The sequence below is a fragment of the Aquabacterium parvum genome, assembly GCF_001447195.1.
Classification (GTDB): Bacteria; Pseudomonadota; Gammaproteobacteria; order Burkholderiales; family Burkholderiaceae_C; genus Aquabacterium; species Aquabacterium parvum.
The window spans coordinates 42,629-64,512 of the sequence record NZ_LFRI01000144.1 but is presented as its reverse complement, the minus strand read 5'-3'; the positions used below and the strand labels follow the sequence as shown (position 1 = coordinate 64,512).

Below are 21,884 nucleotides of genomic sequence, written 5' to 3'. Positions count from 1 at the left end.
GTCAGGCGGCGATCAGCCTTGACGCTGCTTGTGGCGGGGGTCCGTGCAGATCACGCGGACCACGCCCTTGCGGCGGATGATTTTGCAATTGCGGCACATGACCTTGACGGATGCCGAGACTTTCATGGTCTTCTCCTGAACCGCCAGTTACCCAGCGGAAATTCGCCCACGTTTCCGGGGTCAAAAACTCCAGCTCACTTCGCCCGGAACACGATGCGAGCACCGACTCAAACCTGATTCAAGCTTCACACTTCAGGCGTTGCCGCACTGGGTGTTGGCAGTGGTAGGCCACTGCATTCAGCTTGCCTTGAAATTTGCCTTTTTCAGCAGAGAGTCATACTGCTGAGACATGACGTAGGACTGAACCTGGGCCCAGAAGTCCATCGTGACAACCACGATGATGAGCAGGGAAGTCCCACCGAAGTAGAAGGGAACGTTGTACTTGAGCACGAGGAACTCGGGCAGCAGGCACACCGCAGTGATGTAGACGGCGCCAACAAGCGTGAGGCGGGCCAGAATTTTATCAATGTATCGAGCGGTTTGGTCGCCAGGACGGATCCCGGGGATGAAAGCACCACTCTTTTTCAGGTTGTCTGCGGTCTCGCGGCTGTTGAACACCAGGGCCGTGTAGAAGAAGCAGAAGAAAACGATGGCCACCGAATACAGGATCACGTAGATCGGCTGACCTGGCGAGAGCATGGCGGCGATGTCTTTCAGCCAGCGCATGCTGTCACCCGTGGCGAACCAGCCCACAGCGGTGGTTGGCAGCAGGATGATCGACGACGCGAAGATCGGGGGGATCACGCCGGCCATGTTGATCTTGAGCGGCAGGTGCGAAGACTGGCCACCGTACACACGGTTGCCCACCTGACGCTTGGCGTAGTTCACCAGGATCTTGCGTTGGCCACGCTCGACGAACACCACGGCGTAGGTCACCAGGCCCACCAGGGCGACGATGAAGATGGCCGCGGGGATGCTCATGGCGCCAGTGCGGATCAGCTCGAACAAACCGGCCAGTGCACCAGGCAGGCCTGCGGCGATGCCACCGAAAATCAGGATCGAGATGCCGTTGCCCAGACCGCGCTCGGTGATCTGCTCACCCAACCACATCAGGAACATCGTGCCAGCGGTCAAACTGATGACCGTGGTCATGCGGAAGCCAAAGCCGGGGCTGATGACCAGGCCAGCAGTGCCTTCCAGTGCCACAGCGATGCCGAAGGACTGGAACAGGGCCAGACCCAGCGTGCCGTAACGGGTGTATTGCGTGATCTTGCGCCGACCGGCTTCGCCCTCTTTCTTGAGCTGCTCCAGTTGCGGGATCACGTAGCCCATCATCTGCATGATGATGGACGCAGAGATGTAGGGCATGATGCCCAGCGCGAACACGGTGAAGCGCGACAGCGCACCGCCCGAGAACATGTTGAACAGACTCAGGATGCCGCCTTGCTGGCCCTTGAACAACTGTTGCAGCTGCGCCGGGTCGATACCGGGCACGGGGATGTGTGCCCCGATGCGGTAGACGACCAGCGCGAGCAGCAGGAAGACCAGGCGACGCTGGAGGTCGCCGTACTTGCCGCTTTGTGCCAGTTGAGTGGGAGAAGTTGCCACGCTGAGTCCTGTTCAGGCTTGACGTTTCGTGTTCGCGTTGTCCGCTGAGTTACTCAGCGATGGAGCCACCGGCTGCTTCGATCGCGGCCTTGGCGCCGGCGGTGACGCCGATGCCCTTGAGGACGACCTTGGCAGACAGTTCACCCGACTTGATCACCTTGACGACCTTGGCCAGCTGGGGCACGAGGCCGGCTTGCTTCAGGGTCAGGACGTCGACTTCAGCGGCGCCCAGAGCTTGCAGCTCGCCCAGGGTGATTTCGGCGTTGTACTTCAGGCTTTGCGACTTGAAGCCACGCTTGGGCAGGCGGCGTTGCAAAGGCATTTGACCGCCTTCGAAACCGACCTTGTGGTAGCCGCCCGAACGCGACTTCTGACCCTTGTGACCGCGACCGGCGGTCTTGCCCAGGCCGGAGCCGATGCCACGGCCGACGCGGCGCTTGGCATGCTTGGCACCCGATGCGGGCTTGATGCTGTTGAGTTCCATGATGTTCCTCTGACTGCCGAGTGCCTTACAGCACCTGGACCAGGTAACGGACCTTGGTGATCATGCCGCGCACGGCGGGCGTGTCTTCCAGAACAGCGGTGCTGTTCATGCGACGCAGGCCCAGGCCCTTCACGGTGGCGCGGTGGTCGGCTTTGCAGCCAATCACGCTGCGGATCAGCTTGACGGTGACGGTTTTCTTTTCGCTCATGTCTGCTCTCCAGCGATCAGTTGAACAGCTGTTCAACGTTCAGACCGCGCTTGGCAGCGACTTCGGCCGGCGTCGTGGCCTTGGCCAGGGCGTCGAACGTGGCGCGAACCATGTTGTACGGGTTCGAAGAACCCAGGCTCTTGGCGACGATGTCGGTGATGCCCATCACTTCGAAGACAGCGCGCATCGGGCCACCAGCGATGATGCCGGTACCGGCGGGTGCCGGAGCCAGCAGCACCTTGGCTGCACCGTGTTCGCCGGTCACGTTGTGGTGAACGGTGCCGTTCTTCAGCGAGACCTTCAGCATGTTGCGACGTGCCTGGTCCATGGCCTTTTGAACGGCCAGGGGCACTTCACGAGCCTTGCCTTTGCCCATGCCGATGCGGCCATCGCCATCACCGACCACGGTCAGGGCTGCGAAACCCATGATCCGACCGCCCTTGACCACTTTGGTCACGCGGTTCACCTGGATCATCTTCTCGCGCAGACCGTCGTCGCGACCTTCGTCTGCCACCTTGGGTTGAAACTTAGCCATTTGAGATTCCTTCCGGTTGCCGACGAGGCTTAGAACTGCAGGCCGGCTTCACGCGCGGCTTCAGCCAGGGCCTTGATGCGACCGTGGTATTGGTAGCCAGCGCGATCGAAGGCGACCTTCTCGACGCCAGCAGCCTTCGCCTTTTCGGCGATGCGCTTGCCGATCAGCGAAGCAGCTTCGGTGTTGGCACCGTTCTTGATTTGCTCGCGCACTTCCTTTTCGGCGGTCGACGCGGTGGCGATGACCTTGCTGCCGTCGCCAGAAATCACGCTGGCGTAGATGTGCAGGTTGCTGCGGGTGACCGTCAAACGCACGGCGCCTTGCAGGGCGATCCGGGCGCGGGTCTGGCGCGCACGACGCAGGCGCTGTTCCTTCTTGCTCATTGCCATGATGAATCAGCTCCTTACTTCTTCTTGGTCTCTTTGAGGACCACGCGCTCGTCCGCATAGCGGATGCCCTTGCCCTTGTAAGGCTCAGGCGGACGGAACGCACGCACTTCAGCAGCGATCTGGCCGACGACCTGACGGTCGGCGCCCTTGATCACGATTTCGGTCTGAGACGGGGTCTCGACCTTGATGCCGGCGGGCATGTCCTTCACCACGGGGTGAGAGAAACCAATCGACAGGTTCAGCTTCTGACCAGCAGCCTGGGCCTTGAAACCCACGCCAACCAGGGTCAGCTTCTTCTCGAAGCCCTTGGACACACCATTGATGGTGTTGGCCAGCAGGGCGCGGAAGGTGCCGGACATGGCATTGGCGGCGGCGGTTTCGTTGACCGGGGCGACCTTCAGCGTGGCGCCGTCTTGCGTGACGGTGACCAGGCCGTTGGCCGGCAGGCTCAGCGTGCCGTTGCCACCCTTGACGGTGATGGCTTCGGCCGAGATCTTGACGTCCACACCTTGAGGGACGGCGATCGGCATTTTTCCAACGCGGGACATTGCGATTGCTCCTCTATCAGGCGACGTACGCGATGACTTCGCCACCGATGCCGGCAGCGCGAGCCTTGCGGTCGGTCATGACGCCTTGGGGGGTGGTCACGATCGCAACGCCCAGGCCATTCATGACCTGAGGGATGCTGTGACGGCCCTTGTAGATGCGCAGACCGGGACGGGAAACACGCTCGATGCGCTCGATGACCGGACGGCCAGCGTAGTACTTCAGCGAAATTTCCAGCGTGGGTTTGGCGGCTTCACCGGTGACGGCAAAACCGTCGATGTAACCCTCGTCCTTCAGGACTTGGGCGATCGCGACTTTCAACTTGGAAGACGGCAGAGCAACGTTGGTCTTGTTGACCATTTGGGCGTTGCGGATGCGCGTCAGCATGTCGGCGATGGGATCACTCATGCTCATGGGATAACTCCTGTTCGTGCCCGGCCGGATTACCAGCTTGCCTTGGTGACACCGGGGATGTCGCCGGCGAAAGCCAATTCACGGATCTTGGAACGGCCGAGGCCGAACTGACGGAAGGTGCCACGGGGGCGACCAGTCAGGTTGCAGCGTGCGCGCAGACGGGTCGGGTTGGCGTTGCGGGGCAGCTTTTGCAGCTCAAGGCGAGCGGCATAGCGCTCTTCTTCCGACTTCTTGGCGTCATCGATGATGGCCTTGAGTTCGGCGTACTTCTTGGCGTACTTGGCAACCAGCTTTTCGCGCTTTTCTTCGCGTTGCTTCAGAGAGACTTTTGCCATGGCGGGCCTCAGTTCTTGAACGGGAACTTGAAAGCCGTCAGCAGTGCCTTGGCTTCTTCGTCGGTCTTGGCGGTCGTCGTGATGCTGATGTTCAGACCACGGACAGCGTCGATCTTCTCGTATTCGATTTCCGGGAAGATGATCTGTTCCTTGACGCCCACGTTGTAGTTGCCGCGACCGTCGAACGAACGACCCGAGATGCCGCGGAAGTCACGGACGCGGGGCAGCGACACGGTGACGAAACGGTCGAGGAATTCGAACATGGTGACGCCACGCAGGGTGACCATGCAGCCGATGGGCATGTTTTCGCGGATCTTGAAACCGGCGATGGCCTTCTTCGACATGGTGACCACGGGCTTTTGGCCGGCGATCTTGGTCAGGTCGCCAACGGCGTGTTCCATGACCTTCTTGTCGGAGACGGCTTCCGAGACACCCATGTTCAGGGTGATCTTGGTCAGACGCGGCACTTCCATGATCGACTTGTAGCCGAACTGCTTCATCAGTTCGGGGACGATCTTTTCGCGGTAGATCTGCTGCAGGCGAGCTTGTTGTTGAGCCATTTGTGACCTCAAGCCTTGATTTCTTCGCCGCTGGACTTGAAGACGCGCACTTTCTTGCCGTCAGCCAGGAGCTTGATACCGACGCGGTCAGCCTTGCCAGAGGCAGGGTTGAAGATCGCCACGTTGGACTGGTGGATGGGCATGGTCTTGTCGACGATGCCACCGGTGGTGCCCTTCAGGGGGTTCGGCTTGACGTGCTTTTTGGACACGTTCACGCCATCGACCAACAGGTGGTCGGCGTCGACGCGAGCGGACACAGTGCCGCGCTTGCCTTTGTCACGGCCGGTCAGGACGATGACCTGGTCGCCGGTTTTGAGCTTGTTCATGGAGCTGTCCTTTACTGAACTGTCGATGACCGCAAGGATCAAAGGACCTCGGGGGCCAGCGACACGATCTTCATGAAGCGCTCGGAACGCAGTTCGCGCGTCACGGGGCCGAAGATGCGGGTGCCGATGGGCTCGAGCTTGGCATTCAGCAGCACGGCGGCGTTGCCATCGAACTTGATCAGCGAGCCATCTTGGCGACGCACGCCCTTGGCGGTGCGAACGACCACAGCGCTGTAAACCTCGCCCTTCTTGACGCGGCCACGCGGTGCAGCTTCTTTGATGCTGACCTTGATGATGTCGCCGATACCGGCGTAACGACGCTTAGAGCCACCGAGCACCTTGATGCACATGACGCTCTTGGCACCCGTGTTGTCTGCGACGTCAAGTCGCGATTGCATTTGGATCATGGTGTATCCCAACTTGACCGTTCGGCTGCACAAACCACTGCGCAACAACGAACCATCAGTCTTGGGCCCGTAGAACGGGCGGATCTGAAAGAAGCCCTGACTTCGAAGAATCCCGCCAAAGGGTGGCGGGCCGAAATCAGAAGCGCTCTAACAGCGAAGCCTTGCATTATGCACGAGTTTCGCCCGGTGCGTCAAGCGCCCTTTTGAGCAAAGGAGAGCGCCCGGGCAAATCCACACATCGCAGGGCCAAAAAGACGACGGCCGCGCGAAGCGGCCGATCAACAAACCATGGGCATGTGACGCCCGTTGGCTCACTCAGGCCGTGCCGCCCACCGTCAGGCCCTCGATGCGCAGGGTGGGCTGGCCGACGCCAACCGGCACGCTCTGGCCGTCTTTGCCGCAGGTGCCCACGCCGCTGTCGAGCTTGAGGTCGTTGCCGACCATGCTGACGCGGGTCATGGCGTCGGGGCCGTTGCCGATCAGGGTGGCGCCCTTGATCGGGTAGAGAATCTTGCCGTTTTCAACCCAGTAGGCCTCGGAAGCCGAGAAAACGAACTTGCCCGAGGTGATGTCGACCTGGCCGCCACCGAAGTTGGCGGCGTAGACGCCACGCTTGATGGACTCGACGATTTCGTCGGGGTGCTTGTCGCCGGCCAGCATGTAGGTGTTGGTCATGCGCGGCATCGGCAGGTGGGCATAGCTTTCGCGGCGGCCGTTGCCCGTGGGCGCGGTCTTCATGAGGCGGGCGTTGGTCGCGTCCTGCATGTAGCCGCGCAAGATGCCGTCTTCGATCAGCACGTTGCGCTGGCTGACGTGGCCTTCGTCGTCGATGTTGAGCGAGCCGCGGCGGTCGGGCAACGTGCCGTCGTCGAGCACGGTGACGCCCTTGGCGGCCACTCGCTGGCCGATGCGGCCGGAGAACACGCTGGAGCCCTTGCGGTTGAAGTCGCCTTCCAGGCCGTGGCCCACCGCCTCGTGCAGCAGGATGCCGGGCCAGCCGGATCCGAGCACGACGGTCATCTCGCCGGCGGGCGCGGGACGGGATTCGAGGTTGACCAGCGCGGCGTGCACAGCCTGATCGACGTAGCCTTGTGTCACTTCCTGCGTGAAGTAGGCCAGGTCGTGGCGACCACCGCCGCCCGAGGAGCCGACTTCGCGGCGGCCGTTTTGCTCGGCGATGACGGTGACCGACAGGCGGATGAGCGGGCGCACGTCGGCAGCCAGCACACCGTTCGCACGGGCCACGAGCACCACGTCGTACTCACAGCCCAGGCCAGCCATGACCTGCACGATGCGCGGGTCCTTGGCGCGGGCGCGGCGTTCCACATCTTCAAGCAGGGCCACCTTGGCAGCGCTGTCCATGGACGCGATGGGATCGAAGCCGCCGTAGAGGCTGCGGCTGGGCGCGACCTGGTGCGAGCCGACCTTGACGCGCCGGCTCTGGCCGGCAGCGGCGATGGTGCGCACGGTGCGGGCGGCATCAAGCAGCGCGGCTTCGGAGATGTCGTCGGAGTAGGCGAAGGCGGTTTTCTCGCCGGAGATGGCGCGCACGCCCACGCCCTGGTCGATGCCGAAGCTGCCCGATTTGACGATGCCTTCTTCAAGGCTCCAGCCTTCGCTGCGCGTGTACTGGAAGTACAGGTCGGCGTCGTCGACGCGGTGCTGCGTGATGACGCGCAAGGCGTTCAGCAGGGTCGATTCGTCCAGACCATACGGCGTGAGCAACAGGTCACGGGCGGTTTGCAGGCGGGCAAGGGTGGCTTCGACGGCGATCATGGACACATTCTGGCACGCCAGTGGGCTCACAGGTTGAGCAGGGCCTTGACGCGCAGGTGTTCGTCGGGCTTGAAGTTGGCGTTGACGTAGGCCTGCATGTCCTGCTTGCGCTGCACCTCGGAGAGGTTCTGGGATGACTTCAGGCGCGCCCACTCGGTGCGGGCGGCGGCCAGGCGGCGCTCCCAGTCGGCCCATTCTTCGTCGGCCTTGGCCAGTCGGTTGGCGGCGTCCTGGCCATAGCGAGCGACGCGCTCGGCGTGCACGGCGGCCGGGTCCTTGCCCGGGGCCATCTGGGGCACGGGCTCGCCAGGATCGGGTGGCGGAGGCTGGCCGGATTCGACCTGGGCGACGTATTGCTTGAACTTGGCTTCTTCGTCGTCGAAGAAAGCGCGGGCCCAGTCTTCGCCGAGGACCTGGCGGCGCACCATGCGTTGCTCTTCGAAGGCAGGCATCCAGGTGTTGCGATCGGACTGCACGAAGACGTTGCGCCACTCGTGGGTGCGCAGGCGCCAGTACTTGTCCCAGATGGCCATGATGGCGTCGCCCAGCTCTTCGCCATTGGCGCGGCGGGCTTCGTCGTTGACCAGGGTGCGGATGTCTTCGACGGTGACCTCGCCCATGCCCAGGAGGTAGTACTCGAAGCGGCGGCGCAGGCCGTTGCAAGGGCTGAGCTTGCCGCTGGCGGTGCACCAGTCGCCATTGGGCTCGGTGCCCTGGAAGGAGCCCTGCTGGAAGAGCTTGGCGCGAACCTGTTCGGCCGTGAGAGCGGACTGGCCTTGAGGCAATCGGGCGTCGCCCTGCCCCACGCCAGGACGGATCATGGCCCAGCCACCGGAAGCGGATTCGGTCGACGCGCTGTCGGCCTCGCCTGTTCGGTTCAAGCCCATCCAGGCGACGGCAGCGCCCCCCAGGACCAAGGCGGCCACACCGGCCATCTTCCAAGCTTGCATCTGCATCGAACACCTCTTGGCTCACCCGCCTCGGAAGCGGGTGACAGCGGCCTGACGTTCAGGCCTGCATCTTCTGGAAATCGGCACGGGGGCCGGTACAACAAAGGCGGCCGAGGCCCTCGTGAGGCCTGGGCCGCCCTGGCTCGCCGGTTGGCGAGCGTGGCTCACATCACAGGAAGGCCCACTTCAGGCGGTTGGCGTGCTGGACGTAGAAGGCCACGGGATCGGGCGAGTCCTTGCCAATGGTACCCAGGACCTGGTTGATTTCATCCAGGTGGTTCCAGGTGTAGTTGTCCTTGATGACCTTGCCCCAGTGGCTGGAGCAGCGGCCCACCAGGCCGTCGTTGGGCTCGCCCTTGAAGTAGTCACCCGTGTAGGCCAGGATGGCGTCCGACACGTCCCAGGCATTGGTCTTCACCGAGGTGCCCGAGAACGAGTAGAAGCGGATGCTGTTGCCAGAAATGGTGGCCTTGTCCGGACCGACGCCGCAGGTGGTGGTCGGGGCGCCAGCTGGGAACTTGGCGTTGAACTTGGCGGCACCGGCCGAGCTCAGGGCGTTGAGGGCGGTCAGCAGGTCGGTTTCGCTGGTGGTCTTGTTGCCGGTCAGCCAGGAGATCAGCTTCAGGCCTGCCGTGGCAGCCTGGTCGAAGCCGCCACCGGGGGTGGTGTTGGCCAGGATGTCGTCGGCGACTTTGGAGCCGAAATGCGTGCCTGCCATGGTGCTGACCGATGCAACCATGCCGGGCAAGGTGCCGGCGGCGTAGCGCACGGTCGGGCCGCCGTGGCTGTGGCCGATCAGGTTGAACTTCTTGACGCCGTCCTTGGCGGCCCATTGCTTCATCTGCTGGATGAGCTCTTCGCCACGGAATTCGGTGGTCTGCGAGGGGTTGACCGAGGCCACGTAGACGGTGGCGCCTTCGTCGCGCAGGGTGCCGGGGATGTTGTAGAAGTAATTGACGGCGCCGAGGATGTTGTCGAAGCCGATGAAGCCGTGGACCAGCACGATGGGGTACTTGGTCTTGGCTTGGGTGCCAGCGTGGGCAGCCGGGGCGGTCAGGGCGACGCCAGCCATGACGGCGGCTGCGCAGACGGCCTTGAGAGAAGTTTGGATTTTCATGTTGTCTCCAGGGGTGAGAAAAAAGGCGAGCAAGCCCCGACCGTGCCGGCCCGGAAAAGGGCTTGGCATCGCCAAGAGGAGGAGGGAGAAAGCGCCCCGGAGGAAGGCCCGGGACGCAGAGGTGAGGTCAGCCCGCGATCAGGTTCGGGGCTGGGGCCTCGTCACAGGCCAGCCAGCTTCAGGCGACTGGCTTGTTGCTGGTAGAACGCCACGGGGCTCGGGGCGTTCTTGCCGATGGTGCCCAGCACCTGGTTGACCTCGTCGAGGTGGTTCCAGGCGTAGTTGTCCTTGAGGACCTTGCCCCAGCGGCTGGAGCAGCGGCTGACGAGGCCATCGTTTTCTTCGGTGCCGAAGTAGGACGCGGTGCCTGCCAGGATCAGGTCGGAGATGTCCCAGCCATTGGTCTTGACGGCGGTGCCCGAGGCCGAGTACCAACGGATGCTGTTGCCGGCGACGCTGGCCACTTCCGGGCCTTCACCGCACGGGGTGGTGGGGGCGCCAGCCGGGAACTTGGCGTTGAACGCAGCCGAGCCTTCGGTCGACAGCGAGGAGAGAGCGGCCTGCAGGTTGGTGCTGTCGGTGGTCTTGTTGCCGGTCAGCCAGGAGATCAGCTTCAGGCCGCTGGTGGCCAGGCTGTCGAGGGTGCTGCCTTCGGAGAAGGTGGGGGCTAGGTCATCGGCCACCTTGGAGCCGAAGTGGGTGCCTGCCATCGTGGTGATGGAAGCGACCATGCCGGGCACGGTGCCAGCGGCGTAACGCACGGTGGGGCCGCCGTGGCTGTGACCGATCAGGTTGAACTTCTTGACGCCGTCCTTGGCGGCCCATTGCTTCATCTGCTGGATGAGCTCTTCGCCACGGAATTCGGTGGTCTGCGAGGGGTTGACCGAGGCCACGTAGACGGTGGCGCCTTCTTTGCGCAGGTTGCCGGGGATGTCGTAGAAGTAGTTGACGGCGCCCAGGATGTTGTCGAAACCGATGAAGCCGTGGACCAGCACGATCGGGTGCTTGGTCTTGGCGGTGGTGCCTGCGTGGGCGGCGGGGGCAACGAAAGCGGCACCTGCCACGGCAGCGACGCAAACGGCCTTGAGAGCGAACTTGGAAATCATGCTGAACTCCTTTGATGCCTGCGCTCGGGCAGGTGGTTGGACGGGCTGCAGTGCAGACGGAGTCAGTATCCAAACAACGCAAACCGTTAAATTTCGGGCATACCCTCGGCAAGGGGAAAGCACTCTCCCCATGGTGGGTTAGCGGCAGATCGGCGCAGAAAAGCGCCGCCCCCCCTCGGTCACGGGGTGTCAGCGCCCGAACGCGGGCCACATCCGGAAGGATTCGCGACGCGCCCAGGCCAAGCCCCACCCAAAACAGGTGTGCGGTTGCAGCAGATCACCTGATCGGGGTAGCCAGGCGGGGTGGGGGCTCAATCGGTGGCGTCTCGCGCCTGACGCAGGCGCAGGGCGTCGTCGTAGAGGGCCTTGCGCGGCAGACCCAGCACATCGGCCACCAGGGCAGCGGCCTGCTTGACCGGCACGTGGGACACCAGCTCGGCCAGCAGCGCCTCGACTTGCGGGGACAGGCCCGGCGCGTCATCCGACGTCGGGCGGGCGTGCACGACGAGCACGAACTCGCCGCGCAAGCGGTTGGCGTCTGCCTTCAGCCAGCGCGGCAACTCGGCGATCGGCAAGGTCGCGATGGTTTCGAACTGCTTGCTGAGTTCGCGGCACAGGGTCAGGCGCCCCTCGGGCAGGACCTGGCTCAACTCGTCGGCCAGCGCCTCGATGCGATGGGGCGCCTCGAAGAGCACGGTGCTGTGCGCCTGCCCCAGCACCTCGCGCAGGCGGCTCAGGCGCGCAGCGCCCTTGGCGGGCAGGAAGCCCTCGAACAAAAAACCGTGCGCAGCGGCGTCGCCCGAGGCGCTCAGCGCGGTGGTGACGCTGCTCGGCCCTGGCAGGGGCGTGACGGGCAAGCCGGCCGCCTGCACCGCCGCCACCAGGTGCGCCCCAGGGTCGGAAACACCCGGCGTGCCGGCGTCGCTGACGTAGGCGATGCGCTCACCCGCCTGCAGGCGCGCAACGACCTGGCCGGCCACCGCCTGCTCGTTGTGCTGGTGCAGCGCGATCAGTTGCTTGTCCAGGCCAAGGTGGCGCAGCAGGCCGCCGCTGACGCGGGTGTCTTCGCAGGCCACGGCATCAACCAGGGCCAGCACGTGCACGGCGCGCAGGCTCAGGTCAGCCAGGTTGCCGATCGGCGTGGGCACGAGGTAGAGCGCCCCTTTGGGATACTGCTGGCTGCCGGCCACCTGTTGTGCCGCCTGGAGCAGCAAATTGACATCGAGGGTCACGACAAAATCCCGGGGCGATGAAGGAGAGGAACGCGCCTTGCTCTACCTGCAGCAGCAAGGCCTGGCGTTGGTGGAGCGCAATTATCGGGTCGCGCGGGGCCCCGGTGCGCGCGGCGCCGAGGTGGACCTCATCATGCGCGATCGCGACGGCACGCTGGTGTTCGTCGAAGTGCGCCAGCGCGCCGATGGCGAGCACGGTGGTGCGGCGGCGTCAGTCACCCGCGGCAAACAGCGGCGCTGCATCCTGGGGGCCAGGTTCTACCTGCAGCAGCTGAGCGTGTGGCCCCCTTGCCGCTTTGACGTGGTGGCGATCGATGGGGTTGAGTTGACTTGGTTGCAGGCGGCGTTCGACGCCAGCTGATGGGCGTGGAGATGGCAGGCAGGGCAGCCTCGTTTACTTGTGTTCACCTGCTGATCGCGGGTTGACCCGGCCCCCTGGCTTATCATTGCCCGCATGTCGGACACGTCCTATCAGTCTCCGCAGCTGCAGCAGCCCCTGCTGGAGACCGCTGACTGGCTCTACCAGTCCTCGGAGCGGCTGGCGCAACAGCTCCATTACGCGGCCCAAGCCGTCCTGCACACGATCACCACGGGTGGCCGGGTGCTGTGCGCCGGTGAAGGCGAGGCCGCCTGGCTGGCGCAGCAAGCGGCACAGCTGCTGATCTGTGGCACCGGGCGCGATCGCCCGCCCCTGGCCGCGCAGGCCCTGTCGCCTCCCTCCCACGCGGGCCAGCCCACGCTGACGCAGCAAGTGCGCGCGCTGGGGCACCCCGGCGACCTGTGGCTGGCCTTCTCGATGGAGCGCAACGAGGCCGACCTGAAAGCCGCCAGCGAAGCCGCCAGCGAGCAGGACATGACCCTGGTGGCGTTCACAGGCGAGGCCGCGAGCGTGCTGGGCCCCCTGCTTCGCGACACCGATGTCTGGGTGCCTCTGCCCGGCACCCAACCGTCCACGCTTTTCGCCATCGGCTGGCTGGCCCTGCACGCGCTGTGCGCCACCGTCGACAACCAACTGCTGGGAGAGGCCGCCTGAGGCCATCCCTGACACCCCTGCCGGAGACACGCTCGATGACCCGCCAACTTTCTCGCCGCACCGCCCATCGACTGGCACTGGCCGCTTTGGTGGCCGCCCTGGGCGCCACCACCCTGAGCGCTTGCGCACCGCTGATGCTCGGTGGTGCCGCCGCCAGCGCCTTCGTCGCCACCGACCGCCGCACCTCCGGCATGCAGGTCGAGGACCAGGGCATCCAGCTCAAGGCCGGCAGCCGCCTGCGTGACACGCTGGGTGGCCGCGGCCGGGTCAACGTCAACGCCTACAACCGCACCGTGCTGCTGACTGGCGAGGTCGACTCCGACGCCGACCGCGCCGCAGCGGAGCAAGCCGCCGCCCGAGTCGAAAACGTCGTCAAGGTCATCAACCAGCTGCAGGTGGGCCCGGTCGCTTCGCTCAGCACGCGCTCCAGCGACGTGCTGCTGGCCGGCAAGGTGCGCGCCACCCTGGTCGACGCACGCGACCTGATGAGCAACGCCTTCGACATCGTGGTCGACCGCGGCGAGGTCTACCTGATGGGCCTGGTCACCGAGCGCGAAGCCAACCGCGCGGCCGAGCTCACCGCCAGCATCCCGGGCGTCAAAAAAGTGGTCAAGGCCTTTGAGGTGATCACCGAAGACGAGTTGGCCAACAAGCTGCCGCGTCAGCCGGCGAACGGCAGCGGCACTGTCAACAGCAACTGAGCGAACAGGGCCCGGTCCTCGAGCCCGGACGGCTTCCGGCGCTCCCCCGCGTTGGTGAGCTCACCCGCCGTCGCCCCCGGCTTGTCAGCGCAAGCGGCGGATCAGGCTGGAGGTGTCCTGCCGGCCACCGCCCATGGCTTGCACATCGGCGTAGAACTGGTCGATCAGGGCCGTGGTGGGCACGCGCGCGCCCACGCGGCGGGCCTCGTCGAGCACCAGGCCCAGGTCCTTGCGCATCCAGTCGACGGCGAAGCCGAAGTCGAATTCATCGCGGACCATCGTCGGCCCCCGGTTGACCATCTGCCAGCTGCTGGCCGCGCCCTGCGAGATGACCTCGAGCACGCGCGGCATGTCCAGACCGGCTTTCTCGCCGAAGGCCAGGGCTTCGGCCAGGCCTTGCAGCAGGCCGCCGACGCAAACCTGGTTGACCATCTTGGCGAGCTGGCCCGAGCCGCTGTCGCCCAGGTGGGTCACGGCGCGCGCGAACGCGGCGATGACCGGCTTGACCTGATCGAACGCCACCGGGTCACCCCCACACATCACCGTGAGCACCCCATTGAGCGCGCCCAGGTTGCCACCCGAGACGGGCGCGTCGATGAAGGCCACGCCCTGCTGCGCGGCGCGCGCAGCGATCTCGCGGGCCACCTCGGCCGAGGTGGTGGTGTGGTCGACGATAAAGGCGCCAGGCTTGAGACCGCGCAACACACCTTGTTCACCGCAGCAGACCTGGCGCAGGTCGTCGTCGTTGCCCACGCAGGTGAAGACGATGTCGGCGCCCTGCCCCAGCTTCACGGCTTCGAGTGGCGTGGCGGCAAAGCGGCCACCGTGCTCGGCCACCCAGGCCTCGGCCTTGGCGGTGGTGCGGTTGTAGACGGTGACGTCGTGGCCGGCGCGCCCCAGGTGCGCGGCCATCGGTGCCCCCATGGTGCCCAGGCCGATGAAGGCCACGCGGCGAGCCTCGGTGGGCTCGTAGGTCTTGTTGGCCAAGGTCATGCCGCGGGCCTTCAGACGATGTGCATGTGCTCGGTGCCCGCGCCCAGGTCCTGGTTGCGCGCGCGCTGGCTGTTGAGCTTGATCTGCAGGCGCAGGTCGTTGACCGAGTCGGCGTTGCGCAGCGCGTCTTCGTAGGTGATGTCGTTGCCCTCGAAGAGGTCATACAGAGCCTGGTCGAAGGTCTGCATGCCCAGCTCGCGCGACTTCTTCATGATCTCCTTGATCTCGCCGACCTCGCCCTTGAAGATCATGTCGGCGATCAGGGGCGTGTTGAGCAGGATCTCGACTGCGGCCACCCGGCCCTTGCCGGCCTGGCGGGGCATCAGGCGCTGGGACACCAACGACTTGAGGTTCAGCGAGAGGTCCATCAGCAGTTGCGGGCGGCGCTCTTCGGGGAAGAAGTTGATGATGCGGTCGAGCGCCTGGTTGGCGCTGTTGGCGTGCAGCGTGGCCATGCACAGGTGGCCGGTTTCGGCGAACTGCACGGCGTGCTCCATGGCCTCGCGGTCGCGGATTTCACCCATCAGGATGACGTCGGGGGCCTGGCGCAGGGTGTTCTTGAGCGCGATCTCCCAGCCGTCGGTGTCGATGCCGATCTCGCGCTGGGTGACGATGCAGTTCTTGTGCGGGTGCACGAACTCGACCGGGTCTTCCAGCGTGATGATGTGGCCGTGCGAGTTTTCGTTGCGGTGGTCGACCATGGCCGCCAGCGTGGTCGACTTGCCCGAGCCGGTGGCGCCCACCAGGATCACCAGGCCGCGCTTGGTCATGACCACGTCCTTGAGCACCTGGGGCAGGCCCATGCTGTCGATGGTCGGGATGATTTGAGGGATCACGCGCATGACCAGTCCCACGTGGCCCTGCTGCACGAAGGCGTTGACGCGGAAGCGGCCCACGCCACCGGGCGAGATGGCGAAGTTGCACTCCTTGGTGCGCTCGAACTCGGCGGCCTGCTTGTCGTTCATGACCGAGCGGGCCAGCGCCAGCGTGTGCTGCGGCGTGAGCGGCTGGGGCGAGACCTTGGTGACCTTGCCGTCGACCTTGATGGCCGGCGGGAACTCGGCCGTCAGGAACAGGTCGGAGCCGCCGCGCGAAACCATCAGGCGCAGGAGGTCGTTGATGAATTTCGAGGCCTGATCGCGTTCCATGAGGTGTCTGCCTGTGGTGGGTTCTGGTGTGTGTTGCGTGGGGGTGCGCTGACGCTTCAGCCGGCCGTCAGCAGGGCGCCAAGCCGGGCGCTGAGCTGACGCATGCGCAGCGACAACCTGCGCGCGACCGAGGCCATCAGCGCCATGCCCAGCCTGGGCTCTTCGATGGCGAGCTCGTCCAGCGCGCTGGCGGTGACCACGGCCAGCGAGACCCGGCTGAGCGTCACACACGATGCGAAGCGCGCGCCGGCGTCGAGCAGCGACATCTCGCCGAGCACATCGCCCTCGCGGGCCTCGGCCAGGCGGGCGCGCGCGCCGGTGGGCTGCACGCGGTCCACGGCCACCAGGCCTTCGAGCACGATCAGGGCGTAGTCGCCCTTCTCGTCTTGCGCGATGAGCTCGCGCCCAGGCGGCACGGTGACGAAGTCCAGGTGTTCGAGCAGTTTGCGCTGGTCGTCTTCCGACAGCGAAGCCATGAGGGCGTCCTGTCCCCAGGACTTGATCAGCAGCTTGAGGCCGGTTTCGGGGTCGAGCCCGTGGGCGCCCACGGCCAGGCCACGGGCATTCCAGGCGGAGGTGGAGCGGAAGTCTTCCGGCCGCTCCATGAACTGCGTGGCGAAGAAGCCTTCGTCATCGGCTTCGGCCGGGGTGTCGGCGCCCGGGTTGCGGGGGCCGCCGACAAAACGATCAAGAAAGCGCTTCATGTCAGCCCGGGAAGTTCTCGGGGATCTTGGCCTTGGCACGGGCCTCGGCGGGCGAGATCACGTTGCGGCGCACGAGGTCGGAGAGGTTCTGGTCGAGCGTCTGCATGCCCATGGCGTTGCCGGTCTGGATCGAGGAGTACATCTGGGCGATCTTGTTTTCGCGGATCAGGTTGCGGATGGCGGGCGTGCCGATCATGATCTCGTGCGCGGCCACGCGGCCGTTGCCGTCCTTGGTCTTGCACAGCGTCTGAGAGATGACGGCCTGCAGCGACTCCGACAGCATGGCGCGGACCATGTCCTTTTCGGCAGCGGGGAAGACGTCGACGATCCGGTCGATGGTCTTGGCGGCGCTGGAGGTGTGCAAGGTACCGAACACCAAGTGGCCCGTTTCAGCCGCGGTCAGCGCCAGGCGGATGGTTTCCAGGTCACGCATTTCGCCCACGAGGATGGCGTCCGGGTCTTCGCGCAGCGCCGAGCGCAGGGCGTTGGCAAAGCTCAGGGTGTGCGGGCCCACTTCACGCTGGTTGATCAGGCACTTCTTGGAGTCGTGCACGAATTCGATCGGGTCTTCCACCGTCAGGATGTGGCCGTACTCGGTCTCGTTCAAGTGGTTGACCATGCCGGCCAGCGTGGTCGACTTGCCCGAGCCGGTGGGACCGGTGACCAGCACCAGGCCTCGGGGTTTGAGGGCCAGGTCCTGGAACACCTTGGGCGCGTTGAGCTGCTCCAGCGTCAGGATCTTGGAAGGAATCGTCCGGAAGACGGCGCCCGCACCTCGGTTCTGGTTGAAGGCGTTGACCCGGAAACGCGCCAGCCCCTGGATCTCGAACGAGAAGTCGCACTCCAGCGTCTCCTCGTAGTGCTTGCGCTGCATGTCGTTCATGATGTCGTACACCATGTCGTGGACCTGCTTGTGGTCCAGCGCATCGACGTTGATGCGGCGCACGTCACCGTGGACGCGGATCATGGGTGGCAGACCCGCAGACAAGTGGAGGTCGGATGCCTTGTTCTTGACCGAGAACGCGAGCAGCTGGGTGATATCCATGGATGATGCGGGTTTGATACGACGTGTGAAGAACCATTATGGCGACGATCTCGGAGAAGCTACAACTCGTTCGGGGCAGGATTCACGCCGCTGTTTCCCAAACCGCACGCCCCGAGGGCTGTGTGGACCTGCTGGCGGTGAGCAAGACGTTTCCAGCGGTAACCGTGCGCGAGGCGGTGGCAGCGGGTCAGCACCGATTTGGTGAGAACTACGTCCAGGAGGCCCTGGACAAGATGGCCGAGCTCGCCGACCTGCGAGGGCAGATCGAGTGGCACATGATCGGCCCCATCCAGAGCAACAAAACGCGCCCCGTGGCCGAGCACTTCGACTGGGTGCACACGGTCGATCGTCTCAAGATCGCCCAGCGCCTGAGCGACCAGCGGCCGGCGCACCTGCCCCCGTTGCAGGTTTGCGTCCAGGTCAACACCAGCGGCGAAGACAGCAAGAGCGGCGCCTCGCCCGATGAAGCGCTGGACCTGGCCCGCGCTGTGGCCGCCCTGCCTCGGTTGCGCCTGCGCGGGGTCATGGCCCTGCCCGCCCCCACCGGCGACCCCGTCGAGCAAAACCGCCAACTGGCGCAGGTGCGTGTCGCCTATGAGCGCCTGCGTTCTCAGGGTCTTCCCTTGGATACCTTGTCGATGGGCATGAGCGCCGACCTGGAAGCCGCCGTGGCGCAGGGCTCCACCATGGTGAGGGTGGGAACAGCCCTATTCGGACAACGCTGAGAGCCACTTAAGATGGGCGACTGAAAAAGAGACCCGTCATGGACGCACCTCGCCCCTCCCACTACCTGCTGGTCGATGACCACAGCCTGATCCGTGAAGGCATGATGCAGGCCATCCGCAGCCTGGATCCCTCCGCACGCTTCTCGCAGGCCAATTCGCTGGCGACCGCCCTGGCGCGCATCGACGACAAGTCTGCGGAGCCCATCGACGTGGTGCTGCTCGACCTGGGTCTGCCCGACAGCCGCGGCATCGCCACGCTGCAGACGGTGCGCCAGGCCGCGCCCACACAACGCATTGGCATCATCACCGGCCACGCCGACGTGCAGATCGCGCTGGAGTGCATCCACCACGGCGCGTCGTGCTTCATCCCCAAGCTCGCCGAGATCGACGGCTTCACCAGCGCCCTGCAGGCCCTGGTCGACGGTCGCCTGCATTTCCCCTCGGAGTTGCTCTCCCCCAGCGAGGTGGACTTCCCGACGCCCGACGACGAGACCGCCCGCCGCACCATCCGCCTGACACCGCGTCAGAAGGACGTGCTGGAGTGGCTGCTCAAGGGCTGCACCAACCACGCCATCGCGTCGGCCCTGGGCATCAGCGCGGAAACCGTGAAGCTGCACGTCAGCGCCATCTTCCGTGCCTATGGCGTGCACAGCCGCACCCAACTGGTTCTGCTGTGCTCGCGCAGCCCGCAGGCCGCAGCGCCCGCCGCAGCGGCTGAGTCAGGTGGCGGTGGCCTCGACACCGGCCCGAGGAAAGCCCTGGCGTGAGCCTCCTGCGACGGTCACTCAGGGGGCTGTCGCCAATCGAGGCGCGGATCGACCTGCAGCTGTTGCATGACAGCTGGCGCCACTCACCCGGCTCGCTCATCGGCCAGTTCACCGGCCTCATGCTGCTGGGCTGGATGGTGCACGGCTGGCACATGCCGCACTGGCGCTGGGCGGTGCCGGCGTTCGGCCTGCTCATCGTCTGGAGCGTGGTCGTGCTGCAAGTGCGCGAGTTCAACCGCTTCGGCATCACCGAATCCGGCTACGGCACCTGGCGCACGCGGCTGCTGACCTGGCACATCCTCGAAGGCTCGCTGTGGGGCCTGATCGCCATCGCTTTGCTGGGCGTGTCGGGCAGCGAGTGGCGCATGGCCATCGTGACGGCGGCCATCGTCTACGGCTTCACCATCATGCTGGTGACCATCCACGACTGGGCCGTGGCCTTCGCGGGCAGCGTGCCCGTGCTGCTGCTGGTGGCCGGCCGGCTGCTGATGGACGGCAGCGACAGCTCGCGCTTTCTCGCCCTGGTGCTGATCGCCGCCTTGCTCACCTGCAAGGGCGTGGCCCTGGGCGTCAACCGTCGCCTGCGCGAGGCCGTGCTGCTGCGCCACGAAAACGCCGGCCTGGTGCTGCAGTTGCGCGACGAGATCAACAAGGTGACGCAGGCCAAGGCCCGCGCCGAAGCGGCCGACCGGCAAAAGGGCGAGTTCTTCGCGGCCGCCAGCCACGACCTGCGCCAGCCCCTGCACGTGATGATGCTGCTGAGCAGCGCGCTCAAGCCTGCCATCCAGGGTGCCGAGGGCCTGGACCTGCTGCGCAAGCTGCAGACCTCGCTGGGCTCGCTGGGCAGCATGTTCGAGAAGATGTTCTTCGTGGCCCGCATCGACGCACAACGCGTGGACTACCGCGCCGCCGCCTTGCCCCTGTCTGACCTGTGGCAAAGGCTGGACAGCGAGTTCTCCGTGCTGTGCCAGAGCAAGGGCCTGCGCTGGCGCCTCGAGCCCACCACCGAATGGGCTCAAGCCGATGACCATGTGCTCGATCGCATCCTGCGCAACCTGCTCAACAACGCCGTGCGCTACACCGAGTCGGGCGAGGTGAGGCTGCGGGCGCGCAAGCGCGGGCCCTGGGTGATCTGCCAGGTGTGGGACACGGGGGTGGGCATCCCCAGGCAGTACCGCCACCGCATCTTCGACGACTACTTTCAGGCGCACAACGACGGCCGCCTGAGCAGCGAGGGCCTGGGCCTGGGCCTGGCCGTGGTTCGCCGGCTCAGCATGCTCGGGCCAACACCGGTGCGCGTGCTGTCGCGGCCCGGTCAAGGCACCTGCTTCAGCGTGCGGCTGCCGCGACTGGTGCCAGCCACGCCAACCGAGGCGCCGAACGACACGTCCAACCCATTCAACAGCCAGCACGCGGACCGCCTCACCATCGCTGAAGCGGTTGCCACGGACGGACACAACTTGCCACCGAAGGCCGCTGCGCCCGAGGTGCCAACGCGCAGCGGCCTGGGCCTGGTCCTGCTGATCGAGGACGACCCCCAGGTGCGCGAGAGCACCGCCCTCGTGCTGCGCCAGGCCGGCTGGCAGGTGGCCGCTGCGGCCCATCCCGATGGGGCCATGGCCGAGATGGCCGCCATGCAGGACGACGGCCGCCTCATCGACGGCGAGATGCCTGTGGCCCTGGTCAGCGACCACCGCCTGGGGCTGGACGTCACCGGCCTGCAGGTGCTGGGGCAATTGCGCTACGAATTCGGTGAAGACTTGCCCGCCCTGTTGTTGACGGGCGAGATGCCCGCCGGCCTGACCGAAGACGCTGCCCAAGCCGGTGTGCAGTTGGTGAGCAAGCCCATCGACGCGGAGGGCCTGATCGCGCTGCTCACCGAAGCCACCGCCAGCGCCTCGATGGATGCGGCATGATCTCGGCCATGAACTCCCCATCCATCGACATCGCCTTCATCGGCGGCGGCAACATGGCCACCGCCATCATCGGCGGACTGTTGCGCCAGGGCCGCGCCGCCGCCAGCATCCTCGTCATCGACCCGGTGGCCGAACAGCGCGAGCGCTTGCAAACCTCGCTGGGCGTGCAGACCGCCGCGGGGCCCGACACCGCCCTGTCACAAGCGCGCACCGTGGTGTGGGCCGTCAAGCCCCAGCAGTTCAAGGAAGCGGCGGCCGCTTGCGCAGCAGCGTGCCCAAAGGCCCTGCACTACAGCGTGATGGCCGGCCTGCGCACCGACGACATGGCCCGCCTGCTGGGCACGCCACGCATCGTGCGCGCCATGCCCAACACGCCGGCCCTGGTCGGCCAGGGCGTGACCGGCGTGTTCGCCCGCCCCGAGGTGACCACCAATGAAAAGGCCGACATCGCCAAGATGATCGAGCCCACCGGTCAGCACGTGTGGGTCGAGCGCGAGGCCGACCTGGACGCGGTGACGGCGCTGTCGGGCTCCGGCCCGGCCTACGTGTTCTATTTCATCGAAGCGATGGTGCAAGCCGCCGAGGACATGGAGCTGAGCGCCGAGCAAGGGCGCCAACTGGCGCTGGCCACCTTCGGCGGTGCCACGTCGCTGGCTGCGCAATCCACCGACAGCCCGGCCACGCTGCGCGAGCGGGTGACGTCAAAGGGTGGCACCACGCACGCGGCGCTGACCTCGATGGAGGCAGCGGGCGTCAAAGCCGCGTTCGTGGCCGCGATGCGTGCAGCACAACGCCGCGCGGGCGAGTTGGGCGACGAGTTCGGTCGCTGAGCGCACCCCGGCCACCCCGGCCGCTGCGG

General features: G+C 65.6%; 28 protein-coding genes. 7 read left to right on the top strand and 21 right to left on the bottom strand.

Annotation, left to right across the window (positions count from 1 at the left end):
* Window positions 1–12 precede the first annotated feature (12 nt).
* The 17 genes from rpmJ to rsmI form a co-directional block, all read right to left on the bottom strand.
* Window positions 13–126, bottom strand: coding sequence for a 50S ribosomal protein L36 (gene rpmJ / locus ABG80_RS04860; protein ID WP_058086633.1), 114 nt, complete (start codon window positions 124–126; stop codon window positions 13–15).
* 171 nt (window positions 127–297) lie between these two features.
* On the bottom strand, window positions 298–1,608 hold the full coding sequence (gene secY, locus ABG80_RS04855) for a preprotein translocase subunit SecY (RefSeq protein ID WP_058086632.1): 1,311 nt from the start codon (window positions 1,606–1,608) through the stop codon (window positions 298–300).
* A 49-nt stretch (window positions 1,609–1,657) separates the two neighbouring features.
* The gene (gene rplO, locus ABG80_RS04850; protein WP_058086631.1) at window positions 1,658–2,092 is read right to left on the bottom strand and encodes a 50S ribosomal protein L15; all 435 of its coding nucleotides are present in this window, start codon (window positions 2,090–2,092) and stop codon (window positions 1,658–1,660) included.
* 25 nt (window positions 2,093–2,117) lie between these two features.
* Window positions 2,118–2,300 carry a 50S ribosomal protein L30 gene (gene rpmD / locus ABG80_RS04845; protein WP_058086630.1) on the bottom strand — a complete coding sequence of 61 codons (183 nt, stop codon included), beginning with the start codon at window positions 2,298–2,300 and terminating at the stop codon, window positions 2,118–2,120.
* 16 nt (window positions 2,301–2,316) lie between these two features.
* Window positions 2,317–2,835, bottom strand: coding sequence for a 30S ribosomal protein S5 (gene rpsE / locus ABG80_RS04840; RefSeq protein ID WP_058086629.1), 519 nt, complete (start codon window positions 2,833–2,835; stop codon window positions 2,317–2,319).
* Between the two features lie 29 nt (window positions 2,836–2,864).
* Window positions 2,865–3,224, bottom strand: coding sequence for a 50S ribosomal protein L18 (rplR, locus tag ABG80_RS04835; RefSeq protein WP_058086628.1), 360 nt, complete (start codon window positions 3,222–3,224; stop codon window positions 2,865–2,867).
* Between the two features lie 14 nt (window positions 3,225–3,238).
* Entirely contained in the window at window positions 3,239–3,772 is a 534-nt protein-coding gene (gene rplF / locus ABG80_RS04830; protein ID WP_058086627.1) for a 50S ribosomal protein L6, read from the bottom strand.
* 16 nt (window positions 3,773–3,788) lie between these two features.
* Window positions 3,789–4,184 (bottom strand): 30S ribosomal protein S8, encoded by a 396-nt coding sequence (gene rpsH / locus ABG80_RS04825; protein WP_058086626.1) that lies wholly within the window; start codon window positions 4,182–4,184, stop codon window positions 3,789–3,791.
* A 29-nt stretch (window positions 4,185–4,213) separates the two neighbouring features.
* Window positions 4,214–4,519 carry a 30S ribosomal protein S14 gene (rpsN, locus tag ABG80_RS04820; protein WP_058086625.1) on the bottom strand — a complete coding sequence of 102 codons (306 nt, stop codon included), beginning with the start codon at window positions 4,517–4,519 and terminating at the stop codon, window positions 4,214–4,216.
* 8 nt (window positions 4,520–4,527) lie between these two features.
* On the bottom strand, window positions 4,528–5,079 hold the full coding sequence (rplE, locus tag ABG80_RS04815) for a 50S ribosomal protein L5 (protein ID WP_058086624.1): 552 nt from the start codon (window positions 5,077–5,079) through the stop codon (window positions 4,528–4,530).
* A gap of 8 nt (window positions 5,080–5,087) precedes the next feature.
* Complete coding sequence (rplX, locus tag ABG80_RS04810) at window positions 5,088–5,405, bottom strand: 50S ribosomal protein L24 (protein WP_058086623.1); 318 nt, start codon at window positions 5,403–5,405, stop codon at window positions 5,088–5,090.
* 38 nt (window positions 5,406–5,443) lie between these two features.
* Complete coding sequence (gene rplN, locus ABG80_RS04805; RefSeq protein ID WP_058086622.1) at window positions 5,444–5,812, bottom strand: 50S ribosomal protein L14; 369 nt, start codon at window positions 5,810–5,812, stop codon at window positions 5,444–5,446.
* Window positions 5,813–6,127: 315 nt separating this feature from the next.
* Window positions 6,128–7,588, bottom strand: a complete 1,461-nt coding sequence (gene tldD, locus ABG80_RS04800) for a metalloprotease TldD (protein WP_058086621.1) — start codon at window positions 7,586–7,588, stop codon at window positions 6,128–6,130.
* A 26-nt stretch (window positions 7,589–7,614) separates the two neighbouring features.
* On the bottom strand, window positions 7,615–8,544 hold the full coding sequence (locus tag ABG80_RS04795; protein ID WP_058086620.1) for a lipase secretion chaperone: 930 nt from the start codon (window positions 8,542–8,544) through the stop codon (window positions 7,615–7,617).
* Window positions 8,545–8,707: 163 nt separating this feature from the next.
* Window positions 8,708–9,655: an esterase/lipase family protein gene (locus ABG80_RS04790; protein WP_058086619.1), complete on the bottom strand. Its 948-nt coding sequence runs from the start codon at window positions 9,653–9,655 to the stop codon at window positions 8,708–8,710.
* A gap of 161 nt (window positions 9,656–9,816) precedes the next feature.
* Window positions 9,817–10,761: an esterase/lipase family protein gene (locus ABG80_RS04785; RefSeq protein WP_058086618.1), complete on the bottom strand. Its 945-nt coding sequence runs from the start codon at window positions 10,759–10,761 to the stop codon at window positions 9,817–9,819.
* Window positions 10,762–11,072: 311 nt separating this feature from the next.
* Window positions 11,073–11,993 (bottom strand): 16S rRNA (cytidine(1402)-2'-O)-methyltransferase, encoded by a 921-nt coding sequence (gene rsmI, locus ABG80_RS04780; protein ID WP_058086617.1) that lies wholly within the window; start codon window positions 11,991–11,993, stop codon window positions 11,073–11,075.
* On the opposite strand from rsmI, the gene ABG80_RS04775 reads away from it, so the two are divergent.
* The 3 genes from ABG80_RS04775 to ABG80_RS04765 all read left to right on the top strand — a co-directional run bounded on the left by ABG80_RS04775 (window position 11,977) and on the right by ABG80_RS04765 (window position 13,727).
* Complete coding sequence (locus ABG80_RS04775; protein ID WP_058086728.1) at window positions 11,977–12,354, top strand: YraN family protein; 378 nt, start codon at window positions 11,977–11,979, stop codon at window positions 12,352–12,354. The genes rsmI and ABG80_RS04775 overlap by 17 nt on opposite strands.
* A 93-nt stretch (window positions 12,355–12,447) precedes the next feature.
* Entirely contained in the window at window positions 12,448–13,026 is a 579-nt protein-coding gene (locus tag ABG80_RS04770) for an SIS domain-containing protein (protein ID WP_058086616.1), read from the top strand.
* A 35-nt stretch (window positions 13,027–13,061) separates the two neighbouring features.
* Window positions 13,062–13,727: a BON domain-containing protein gene (locus ABG80_RS04765; RefSeq protein WP_058086615.1), complete on the top strand. Its 666-nt coding sequence runs from the start codon at window positions 13,062–13,064 to the stop codon at window positions 13,725–13,727.
* 84 nt (window positions 13,728–13,811) lie between these two features.
* On the opposite strand, the gene ABG80_RS04760 is transcribed toward ABG80_RS04765, so the two are convergent.
* From ABG80_RS04760 to ABG80_RS04745, 4 genes are read right to left on the bottom strand one after another with little or no spacing between them, the layout of a single operon-like run.
* Complete coding sequence (locus tag ABG80_RS04760) at window positions 13,812–14,720, bottom strand: NAD(P)-dependent oxidoreductase (RefSeq protein WP_058086614.1); 909 nt, start codon at window positions 14,718–14,720, stop codon at window positions 13,812–13,814.
* 11 nt (window positions 14,721–14,731) lie between these two features.
* Window positions 14,732–15,868 carry a PilT/PilU family type 4a pilus ATPase gene (locus tag ABG80_RS04755; protein WP_058086613.1) on the bottom strand — a complete coding sequence of 379 codons (1,137 nt, stop codon included), beginning with the start codon at window positions 15,866–15,868 and terminating at the stop codon, window positions 14,732–14,734.
* A gap of 56 nt (window positions 15,869–15,924) precedes the next feature.
* The gene (locus ABG80_RS04750; RefSeq protein WP_058086612.1) at window positions 15,925–16,572 is read right to left on the bottom strand and encodes a Crp/Fnr family transcriptional regulator; all 648 of its coding nucleotides are present in this window, start codon (window positions 16,570–16,572) and stop codon (window positions 15,925–15,927) included.
* A 1-nt stretch (window position 16,573) separates the two neighbouring features.
* Window positions 16,574–17,617 carry a type IV pilus twitching motility protein PilT gene (locus ABG80_RS04745; RefSeq protein ID WP_058086611.1) on the bottom strand — a complete coding sequence of 348 codons (1,044 nt, stop codon included), beginning with the start codon at window positions 17,615–17,617 and terminating at the stop codon, window positions 16,574–16,576.
* Window positions 17,618–17,655: 38 nt separating this feature from the next.
* Between ABG80_RS04745 and ABG80_RS04740 the strand changes: the two genes are divergently transcribed.
* From ABG80_RS04740 to proC, 4 genes are read left to right on the top strand one after another with little or no spacing between them, the layout of a single operon-like run.
* A complete protein-coding gene (locus ABG80_RS04740) occupies window positions 17,656–18,342 on the top strand; it encodes a YggS family pyridoxal phosphate-dependent enzyme (RefSeq protein ID WP_058086610.1) in 687 nt (228 codons plus the stop codon).
* A 38-nt stretch (window positions 18,343–18,380) separates the two neighbouring features.
* Window positions 18,381–19,109, top strand: coding sequence for a response regulator transcription factor (locus ABG80_RS04735; RefSeq protein ID WP_058086609.1), 729 nt, complete (start codon window positions 18,381–18,383; stop codon window positions 19,107–19,109).
* Window positions 19,106–21,025 carry a hybrid sensor histidine kinase/response regulator gene (locus ABG80_RS04730; RefSeq protein WP_058086608.1) on the top strand — a complete coding sequence of 640 codons (1,920 nt, stop codon included), beginning with the start codon at window positions 19,106–19,108 and terminating at the stop codon, window positions 21,023–21,025. Before ABG80_RS04735 ends, ABG80_RS04730 begins: the two co-directional genes overlap by 4 nt.
* An 8-nt stretch (window positions 21,026–21,033) precedes the next feature.
* Complete coding sequence (gene proC / locus ABG80_RS04725) at window positions 21,034–21,855, top strand: pyrroline-5-carboxylate reductase (protein ID WP_058086727.1); 822 nt, start codon at window positions 21,034–21,036, stop codon at window positions 21,853–21,855.
* Window positions 21,856–21,884: the final 29 nt, after the last annotated feature.